The sequence below is a fragment of the Marivita sp. genome (assembly GCF_965656765.1).
Lineage (GTDB): Bacteria > Pseudomonadota > Alphaproteobacteria > Rhodobacterales > Rhodobacteraceae > Marivita.
Map to the genome: position 1 here is coordinate 1 of NZ_CBFHLV010000090.1, position 9716 is coordinate 9716.

Below are 9716 nucleotides of genomic sequence, written 5' to 3' on the forward strand. Positions count from 1 at the left end.
CCCAGCTCCAGAATCCATCGCTCCGTCAGAAGCAACCCCGCTCAATCACGACCTCAGTTCCAAACGCGATTCCCCTGGAAAGAAATGATGCAGAGTAAACGAACATTTCTGTAATTGAGAAATTCGTCAAAAACTGCCGTTGTATGTGTTCTGGCACATTCTCAATCTGACTATCAGGTTTGCTCATCAATATTGCAGCAATGACTGGTGATGAGGATATCAACCAGAGGAAAAACGCTTTGCTAAACGCCGACCAATGTGCAGCAATAGAGTATTTGCGGCAAAACAACAAGGATGGTGCTGCCAATATGAAAAAGAACAGGATTGTCCAGAAGCTTTGAATGACAACATCCTTCATTTTCTCACAAGCTGCCATTTTTGGTTGAAAAATCAAGCAAAAATTGTATCGTGATTTGTCGTTTCTTGTTTTGCTGTCTTCGTATTCAGTGCGTCTTGAATCGGTCAATCGATTCGTCGAGATCAGACCTGTTCGGGTGAATAATCCACGCAGGACCGTCACCACCAACCCCCATGACCTTCCCCCAAACCCATGCTACACCGCCCTCCAAACCTCACCAAAGGGCACTCCTATGGCCAAGACTCCAACCGGCAAGACCCCAGACGGCAAGAACACCTCCGGGCGCGGACAGCGTGACCTCAAGGTCAAGGTGAAATCCGCCCGGGGCCGCAAGCTGTCCTCGACGCGCTGGTTGCAGCGGCAGTTGAACGATCCTTACGTCAAGCGCGCCCATGCCGAAGGCTACCGGGGCCGCGCCGCCTACAAGATTCTTGAACTCGACGAAAAGTACCGCTTCCTCGTCCCCGGTGCCCGTGTCGTCGATCTGGGTGCTGCCCCCGGTGGCTGGTGTCAGGTTGCCGTCAAACGGGTGAACGCGCTGAATGAACGGCAGGGCAAACGGGTTGGCACCGTCCTTGGCATCGACCTGCAGGAAATGGAGCCGATTGCCGGATGCGAATTGCACCAGCTCGATTTTCTGGACGAAGGCGCGGACGAGCAGGTCAAGGACTGGCTCGGCGGGCAAGCCGATGTCGTCATGTCCGACATGGCCGCCTCATCCTCGGGCCACAAACAGACCGACCACCTGCGCATCATCCACCTGTGCGAAACCGCCGCCTATTTCGCCTTCGATGTTCTCGAAGAGGGCGGCACCTTTGTCGCCAAGGTGCTTGCAGGCGGGGCAGAGGGCGAGCTTCAGAAGCTGCTCAAGCAGCGCTTCACCAAGGTGGTGAACGTCAAGCCACCGGCCTCCAGATCCGACAGTTCGGAGAAATTTGTCGTCGCGACGGGCTTCAAAGGCTGACCGTACGGATGAACCGTACGATTGGGCCTCTACCGTACGGTCTTATCGTACGGTTCGACAGGTCGAAGCGAACGGTTCGCGCGGTCCCGCAGCGTCAAGGCGACGTCCGGCCGCTGCTGCACGGGCGCCCCATAGGCGCGTCCCGACCCGGTCTGAAGCTGCTCCTGACGGTGCAATTCAAACAGTTTCGCGCGCCGTTGATCGGCGTGGCCTGCTTTCTGCAAGCCAGGATAATGTCGCATAAGGCCTCCCCAGGCGGTCTGACATGCTGGTGGGTAATACCCTGATATTGCGGTTCTTTTGGGTCGGCTTTGTGGCGAATTGTGGGTGTGGAATTCTTCGGGCAATGTCGCAAACCCCATTGCAGTCGCCGGCGTTTCCACCCAGTCTCTCCGAAAAGACGAGGGAGGACGGATATGCCACTTACCATGACCCAAGAGGTCTTCATCACCTGCGCCATCACCGGCTCCGGCAGCACCCAAGACCGCAGCCCCCACGTCCCCCGCTCCCCAAAACAGATCGCCGACAGCGCCATCGCCGCCGCCAAGGCGGGTGCGGCCATTGTGCATTGCCATGTCCGCGATCCCGAGACTGGCGCGCCCTCGAGAAAAGGTGAATATTATCGGGAGGTTACGGACCACATTCGAGACGCGGATGTCGATGTTGTGTTGAACCTGACCGCCGGAATGGGCGGCGATATCACCTTCGGATCCACCGAAAAACCGCTGCCAGTGAACCCCGATGGCACCGATATGGTCGGCGCTGAAGAACGTGTGGCCCACATCGCCGAGTGCCTGCCCGAGATATGCACACTGGATTGCGGAACAATGAATTTCGCCGAAGCCGATTACGTCATGACCAATACGCCCGGCATGCTCCGCGCTATGGGTCAGATGATGACTGACCTTGGTGTGAAACCGGAAATTGAGGCATTTGATACCGGCCATCTTTGGTTTGCCAAAGAACTGGTCAAAGAAGGCATCCTCAACGACCCGGCCTTGGTACAGCTTTGCATGGGTGTTCCGTGGGGAGCGCCGAATGACCTCAATACCTTCATGGCGATGGTCAACAACGTGCCCGACACGTGGACGTTCAGCGCGTTCTCATTGGGTCGCAACCAGATGGCCTATGTTGCAGCGTCAGTGTTGGCTGGTGGGCATGTCCGTGTCGGATTAGAGGACAACCTGTGGCTTGAGAAAGGTGTTCTGGCCACAAACGCCCAATTGGTCGAACGTGCCGTCGGCATTATTGATGGCATGGGCGCAAAGGTCATGGGGCCACAAGCCGTGCGCGATAAACTGGGCCTGATCAAGCAAGTGCCAAAGGGCTGACCCATGGCGGTGATCCTCTGTTACGGCGACAGCAACACGCATGGCGCCAAACCGCTGACCCAATTGGGGGCTTTTGACCGACATGCGCCTGGTGACCGTTGGCCGGATGCGATGGCCAAGGTGATTGGCCAGCAGCATACCGTCCTGTCTGAAGGTCTTCCGGGACGCACAACTGTGCATGATGATCTGGTCGAAGGGGGCATGCGCAATGGCCTGACGGTCTTGCCAGCGATCCTGCATAGTCATACGCCCATCGATCTGATGATCCTGATGCTTGGCACCAATGATTTGAAGCATCGGTTCTCGGTTACTGCATTTGAAATCACCCGATCCCTGGAGCGTTTGGTACAAGTGACGCGTGCCGAGGGCGTGGTGAAAGATATCCTGCTGGTTGCGCCGGTTCCAGTGTTGGAGACTGGTGTGCTGAGGGATGTCTTCGCTGGTGCCCAAACCCGTCAGCAAGGCCTGTCCGAGCACATCGCTGTCGCAGCAGACCGACAGGCCTGCGGGTTTTTCGATGCAGGATTGGTCGCGCAGGTGTCGACATTGGACGGTGTACATTGGGATGCGGCAAACCACCAAGCCGTCGGCGCCGCGATGGCCCAAACTGTTTCGGCGCGGCTATGAGGCATGTCGTTATCACTGGCGGCGCGTCTGGCCTTGGTCGCGCGATGGCCGAACGGTTCATAGCAGAAGGGGATAAAGTTGCCATCTGTGACGCTGACCCCGACGCTGTGGCGGCGTTCTCTGACGCGTTTCCCGGCCAGATCGCGTGCGTCGCAGACGTAACCGATGAGGCGCAGATGACCGCGTTCTTCCATCAAGTCGACACCGCGTGGAACCACGTGGATGTCGTCTGCGCCAATGCCGGGACGGGCGGCCCGGCCGGGCGCATTGAAGAGCTGTCTCTGTCAGACTGGAACCGCTGCGTCGAGGTGAACTTATCTGGCACGTTTCTGACCTGTCGTTGGGCAGCGGGCAAGATGCGCGCTGCGGGGTCAGGGCTTATCGTGTTGACCTCATCGACGGCTGGCCAGTTTGGCTACCCTCTACGCTCACCTTATGCGACAGCAAAATGGGGCATCGTGGGCCTTACAAAAACTCTGGCAATGGAGTTGGGGCCTGCAGGCGTTCGCGTCAACGCGATTTGCCCAGGCGCGGTCGAAGGCGACAGAATGGACCGCGTTGTGGCAATGGAATCCGCCGCATCCGGTAAGAGCGTAGACGAAGTACGCGCGGCATATGTCAAAGGTGTGTCTCTGCGCACTTGGGTAACTGCCGACGATGTCGCGGACACGGTGCTTTGGTTGGCCTCCCCACACGCGACACGGATATCAGGCCAGATCGTGGCCATCGACGGACATACGGAGACACTTGTACCATGACCAAAGTGGCGGCCATCATTGGCGGTGGCGTGATTGGTGGCGGTTGGGCCGCGCGTTTTGCCCTCATGGGGTGGGAGGTGCGTGTCTTCGACCCCGATCCCGAGGCCGAGCGTAAAATCAACGAAGTGATGGCTAACGCGGCGCGCGTCTTGCCGATGCTGTATGAGGCACCGATGCCCAAGCACGGCACGATCACTTTTGTCGGCACACTGGCCGATGCTGTGGCAGGCGCAGACTGGATACAGGAAAGCGTGCCAGAACGGCTCGACATCAAACACAAAGTCATTGCAGACATTCAAGCGGCCTGTCCTGACGACGCGGTTCTGGCGTCCTCTACCTCGGGCTTCAAACCGTCGGAATTGCAACAAGGGGCTAAGCACGCGGGTCAGATCATGGTCGCGCACCCGTTCAACCCCGTGTACCTGTTGCCCTTGATTGAACTGGTGCCAAGTGTCGCGTCAGACGATTCAATCGTAGCCCGAGCCAAAGACATCCTGACCGAAATTGGCATGTACCCACTGCATGTCCGTGCCGAGATTGACGCACATATTGCGGACCGCTTTCTTGAGGCGGTATGGCGCGAGGCGCTGTGGCTGGTCAAAGACGGCATCGCTACCACCGAGGAAATCGACAACGCGATCCGCTACGGGTTCGGCCTTCGGTGGGCGCAGATGGGCCTTTTCGAGACTTATCGCGTTGCGGGCGGCGAGGCGGGGATGCGTCATTTCATGGCTCAGTTCGGACCGTGCTTGTCATGGCCTTGGACCAAGCTGATGGATGTGCCGGAATTTACTGATGATCTTGTTGATCTCATTGCAGACCAGTCAGACGCACAATCTGGTGCTGTGGGCATCCGCGATCTTGAAAGACTGCGCGACAACAATCTTGTCGCTATCCTTCGCGCACTGAAACAGCAGGACGCGGCAGCTGGCAAGCTCATCCGCGACCACGACGACAGTTTGCGCGGCCCCTTAGGCGAAGAGGTTCCGCTTGTTACGGTGCGCCGCGTTGTGCCGGTTGATTGGACCGACATGAACGGGCACATGAACGAAGGCCGGTATGGCCAGTTGTTCAGCGACGCCTCCGAAGAACTCATGACACATATTGGCGCGGATCGGGCCTACGTCGAAGCGGGCAACAGCTATTTCACAGCTGAGACGACGATTAAATACCTTGCCGAAACCCATGCGGGCGAAGAAATCTACGTGACCACACGGGTTGTTATCGGGCAGGGCAAGAAGCTGAAGCTGTGGCACCAAATGCATCGGTCCTCGGATGACACTGTGCTGGCCACTTGTGACCAGTTTCTGCTGCATGTTTCATTGGACACACGCCGGTCCTGTCCGCCCTTGCCGCAAGTGGCGGATGCGCTTGAACGTCTGGCTGCCAGACACGCGGAGGCGGGCGAATGAACTTTGGACTGAGCGACGAACAGGAAATGATTGTCTCGACCGTACGCGGCTTTGTCGAACGCGAGATCTATCCGCACGAGGCACAGGTCGAACGTACGGGCGAAGTACCGAACGATGTGGCGCAAGAGATCAAACAAAAGGTGATTGACCTTGGCTTTTATGCCTGCAACTTCCCCGAAGCGGTTGGCGGCGCAGGCTTGTCGCATCTCGACTTTGCGTTGGTGGAGCGCGAACTGGGTCGCGGGTCGATGGCGCTCACACATTTCTTTGGCCGTCCGCAAAATATACTGATGGCCTGCGAAGGGGATCAGCGCGACCGCTATCTTCTGCCGGCTGTGCGGGGCGAGCGGATGGACGCGCTGGCCATGACCGAACCCGAGGCCGGGTCAGACGTGCGGGGCATGTCCTGCACCGCGCGGCGTGATGGCGGCGACTGGTTGGTGAACGGCACCAAGCATTTCATTTCCGGTGCCGATCACGCGGACTTCTTTATCGTTTTCGTGGCAACCGGCGTAGACGACACTCCAAAGGGTCCGAAAAAGCGCATCACCTGTTTTCTGGTCGATCGGGGCCATCCGGGGTTCAGCGTCCGTGACGGCTATGCATCTGTCAGTCACCGGGGCTATAAGAACTGTATTCTCGAGTTTGATGATTGCCGGTTGAGTGATGCGCAGGTGCTTGGTGAGGTCGATGGCGGATTTGCCGTCATGAACACTTGGCTTTATGCGACCCGGATCACTGTCGCTACCATGTCAGTCGGCCGCGCACGCAGGGTGTTTGACCACGCCCTCAACTACGCCGCCGAACGCAAACAGTTCGGCCAGCAAATTGGCAAGTTCCAAGGTGTGAGCTTTCAGATTGCCGATATGATCACCGAGATCGACGCCGCAGACTGGCTGACCCTGTCTGCGGCATGGCGACTTGATCAAGACCTGCCCGCAAACCGCGAGATTGCGAGCGCCAAACTCTATGCCAGCGAAATGCTGGCACGGGTGACCGATGCCACTTTGCAAATTCATGGCGGCATGGGTTTGATGGATGATTATTCCATCGAACGCTTCTGGCGCGATGCAAGGGTGGAACGAATTTGGGATGGCACCAGTGAAATCCAACGTCACATCATCAGCCGCGATCTGCTGCGGCCACTGGGTGCGTAGGCTCATGCTTCTTTGGGCCAAAAGCAGCATGGGGTCTGGGGTGAAGTCACAGGCGTATGCGTTAAGGGCAATTCTACGATGCGTCGACGCATCGTGATGCGCGAACTCGACCGATTGTTCCGACCATCCTTGATCGCGGTGATCGGCGGTGGCGCATGGTGCGGGTCGGTGATTTCAGGGTTGGACCGGATCGGCTTTGACGGCCCGGTGTGGCATGTGCACCCAACCAAGGATGGCGCGCTGCGGTCGCTTTCCGATCTGCCTGCCAAGCCGGATGCCTGCTTTATCGGCGTAAACCGCAGCGCCACGGTTACATGTTTGCGCACGCTGTCTGACATGGGCGCAGGCGGTGCGGTCTGTTTTGCAAGCGGTTTCGCAGAGTCCAAAGATGGCACTGCTCTTAACAAGGAATTGCTTGAAGCGGCGGGCGACATGGCGATTGTCGGTCCAAATTGCTACGGCTTCGTCAATGCGCTTGACCGCATTGCGCTTTGGCCTGACGTACACGGGCTTGTTCCTGTCGAAGCCGGTGTTGCGATCCTGACCCAAAGTTCCAACATCGCGCTGAATCTGTCGATGCAGAAGCGCGGTTTGCCGATTGCGTTTCTCGGAACGGCTGGCAACCAAGCCAAAATCGGACTGAGCGCGATGGCGCGGTATCTCCTGCGTGATCCGCGAATTACAGCGTTGGGGTTGCACATCGAAGGCGTTGGGGACCTGTGTGACTTGCAGCTGCTGATGCAAGATGCACACCGTCTGGGCAAAACCGTAATCGCCCTAAAGTCAGGCCGATCCGAAGCCGCACAAACGGCTGCGCTGTCCCACACCGCGTCCTTGGCAGGGTCTGATGCTGGAGCCAGCGCCTTGTTCGACCGTTTGGGTATCTTGCGGGTCCGGTCGCTCGATGCACTGCTTGAAGCATTGAAACACGCACATCTCTATGGGCCGACCAAGCCGGGTAAGATCGCGTCGCTCTCCTGTTCTGGAGGGGAGGCCAGCCTGATGGCCGATGGCGGCGAGGCCCGTGGCGTGCAATTTGCGCCTGTCTCAGCGGATCAAAATGCAGCGCTTGAGACCGCACTCGGCCCGCTGGTGACACCAGCAAACCCGCTTGATTATCACACATTTATCTGGAACGACGCGCCGAAAATGGCCGAGGTCTATGCGATCATGGCCGCCGGTCCCGCCGCGTTGACGGTGATCGTCGTGGACATCCCTCGCGCGGACCGATGCGAAACCGATGCGTGGGACTGTGTCGAGACCGCTGCCCTAATGGCGCGGAAAACGACCGGGAAACCTATCGCGTTGCTCGCGTCACTGTCTGACTCGCTGCCCGAAGCAATGGCCGCGCGGTTGATGGCGGCAGGAGTGCTGCCGCTGCATGGTATAGAGGCCGCGTTGGATGCGCTTTCGGTCATCTACGGTGCCCGACCATACGCGGATCCCGATCGCACCATCGCAGCCCCGGCCGCTAGCGCGACAAAACATTTGCTGGATGAGGCAGATGCCAAAGCTGCGCTGGCCCAACACGGGCTGGATGTCCCACGGCACGTCATCGCCGCCACGCCCGTAGACGCGGGACGGATGGCAGTGCCGCTCTTTCCCGTTGCGATCAAGGCACGCGGCATGGCCCACAAGACCGAAGCGGGCGGCGTGGCGTTGAACCTGTCATCCGAAGCAGCGGTTCTAAAGGCGGCAGTCCGGATGGATGCGACCGCATTTTATATTGAAGAAATGATCAGTGATCCGGTTGTAGAACTGCTTGTCTCGGTCCTCGCAGACCCGGCACATGGGTATATCCTGACACTCGGGGCAGGGGGCGTGTTGACGGAGCTGTGGCAGGACACCGTGCATCTTCTTGTGCCCGGGACCGAACAGGAAGTGCGGGCCGCACTAGACCAATTGCGCATTGCGCCGCTCTTATACGGATACCGCGGAAAACCTTGTGCTGATCTGGATGCGGTCATTGCAGCGATCATGGCGATCCAGGACTATGTTATTGTGCACGATGGCCGTGTTGTGGAACTTGAAATCAACCCACTGATCGTCACCCCGACCCGTGCGGTTGTGGCAGACGCCTTGATCCGAGAGGAACCCTGATGGACAGCCCCTTACATGTCACCCGCGACGGCCACGTGCTTGAGGTGATTTTAAATCGCCCCAAGGCCAATGCGATCGACCTTCAGACCAGCCGCGCCATGGGGGAGGTGTTCCGCGAGTTCCGCGATGACCCAGAGCTTCGGGTGGCGATCCTTACAGGAGGCGGTGACAAGTTCTTCTGCCCGGGCTGGGATCTCAAGGCTGCGGCAGATGGCGACGCGGTGGATGGCGACTACGGTGTAGGTGGGTTTGGTGGCCTGCAGGAACTACGGGATCTCAACAAGCCGGTGATCGCCGCCGTGAATGGGATTTGTTGTGGTGGTGGGTTCGAACTGGCGCTGAGTGCTGACATTATATTGGCGGCAGACCATGCCAGCTTTGCCTTGCCAGAGATCCGGTCCGGCACAGTGGCCGATGCCGCCTCGGTGAAACTGCCTAAGCGTATCCCGTATCACATCGCGATGGAAATGCTCTTGACCGGGCGTTGGCTCGACGTCGAGGAGGGCGCACGCTGGGGCTTTGTGAACCATATTTATCCCGCAAAGGATCTGATGGGCGAGGCACGCAAGTTGGCAACGCTTTTGGCCTCTGGCCCCCCGCTGGTCTATGCCGCAATCAAAGACATCGTTCGAGAGGCCGAGGACAGCGGATTTCAGGACATGATGAACCGGATTACCAAGCGCCAGCTGTCCACCGTTGACGTACTCTATGCCTCTGAAGATCAGACAGAGGGGGCGCGGGCGTTCGTCGAAAAGCGGGATCCGGTCTGGAAGGGCAGGTGACTCGGACTGAGTCTGGGGCTTTACGCAGGGGTAAGTGTGGGTAACCCTGTGGATAAACCTGCAAGGGTGTCTTGGGACGTAGGAAACCTCTTTAGGTCCTAGAGGGGATCATTCCTCAAGTCTCATTAAAAGCAAATAAAAGCAGTTACTTACAGAAATTTTGGCGATTTTTGATTTTTCTTGAAATTTGGACTTGCGGTCCTGCCGTGCCGACTCTAAATACCCCT

10 protein-coding genes are annotated in these 9716 nt (G+C 58.2%); 8 read left to right on the top strand and 2 right to left on the bottom strand.

Translation table 11 applies throughout. The annotated features are described in order from the left end of the window. Positions 1 to 25: 25 nt before the first annotated feature. Positions 26 to 520, bottom strand: coding sequence for a hypothetical protein (locus ACTG4M_RS16215; protein WP_439124705.1), 495 nt, complete (start codon positions 518 to 520; stop codon positions 26 to 28). A 70-nt stretch (positions 521 to 590) separates the two neighbouring features. Here ACTG4M_RS16215 and ACTG4M_RS16220 point away from each other — a divergent pair, with 70 nt between their 5' ends. After that, positions 591 to 1322, top strand: a complete 732-nt coding sequence (locus ACTG4M_RS16220) for an RlmE family RNA methyltransferase (RefSeq protein WP_439124706.1) — start codon at positions 591 to 593, stop codon at positions 1320 to 1322. A gap of 29 nt (positions 1323 to 1351) precedes the next feature. Here the strand turns inward: ACTG4M_RS16220 and ACTG4M_RS16225 are convergent, their stop codons facing one another. Then, positions 1352 to 1564 carry a hypothetical protein gene (locus tag ACTG4M_RS16225; RefSeq protein ID WP_439124707.1) on the bottom strand — a complete coding sequence of 71 codons (213 nt, stop codon included), beginning with the start codon at positions 1562 to 1564 and terminating at the stop codon, positions 1352 to 1354. Between the two features lie 174 nt (positions 1565 to 1738). Between ACTG4M_RS16225 and ACTG4M_RS16230 the strand changes: the two genes are divergently transcribed. The 7 genes from ACTG4M_RS16230 to ACTG4M_RS16260 all read left to right on the top strand — a co-directional run bounded on the left by ACTG4M_RS16230 (position 1739) and on the right by ACTG4M_RS16260 (position 9489). Then, complete coding sequence (locus ACTG4M_RS16230) at positions 1739 to 2653, top strand: 3-keto-5-aminohexanoate cleavage protein (protein ID WP_439124708.1); 915 nt, start codon at positions 1739 to 1741, stop codon at positions 2651 to 2653. A 3-nt stretch (positions 2654 to 2656) separates the two neighbouring features. Further along, positions 2657 to 3280, top strand: a complete 624-nt coding sequence (locus ACTG4M_RS16235; RefSeq protein WP_439124709.1) for an SGNH/GDSL hydrolase family protein — start codon at positions 2657 to 2659, stop codon at positions 3278 to 3280. Continuing rightward, positions 3277 to 4038, top strand: coding sequence for an SDR family oxidoreductase (locus ACTG4M_RS16240; RefSeq protein WP_439124710.1), 762 nt, complete (start codon positions 3277 to 3279; stop codon positions 4036 to 4038). Before ACTG4M_RS16235 ends, ACTG4M_RS16240 begins: the two co-directional genes overlap by 4 nt. Then, positions 4035 to 5450, top strand: a complete 1416-nt coding sequence (locus ACTG4M_RS16245; protein WP_439124711.1) for a carnitine 3-dehydrogenase — start codon at positions 4035 to 4037, stop codon at positions 5448 to 5450. The genes ACTG4M_RS16240 and ACTG4M_RS16245 overlap by 4 nt, the downstream gene beginning before the upstream one ends. Further along, a complete protein-coding gene (locus tag ACTG4M_RS16250; RefSeq protein ID WP_439124712.1) occupies positions 5447 to 6607 on the top strand; it encodes an acyl-CoA dehydrogenase family protein in 1161 nt (386 codons plus the stop codon). Before ACTG4M_RS16245 ends, ACTG4M_RS16250 begins: the two co-directional genes overlap by 4 nt. A gap of 78 nt (positions 6608 to 6685) precedes the next feature. After that, a complete protein-coding gene (locus ACTG4M_RS16255; RefSeq protein ID WP_439124713.1) occupies positions 6686 to 8707 on the top strand; it encodes an acetate--CoA ligase family protein in 2022 nt (673 codons plus the stop codon). After that, positions 8707 to 9489, top strand: coding sequence for a carnitinyl-CoA dehydratase (locus ACTG4M_RS16260; protein ID WP_439124714.1), 783 nt, complete (start codon positions 8707 to 8709; stop codon positions 9487 to 9489). The genes ACTG4M_RS16255 and ACTG4M_RS16260 overlap by 1 nt, the downstream gene beginning before the upstream one ends. Positions 9490 to 9716 lie beyond the last annotated feature (227 nt).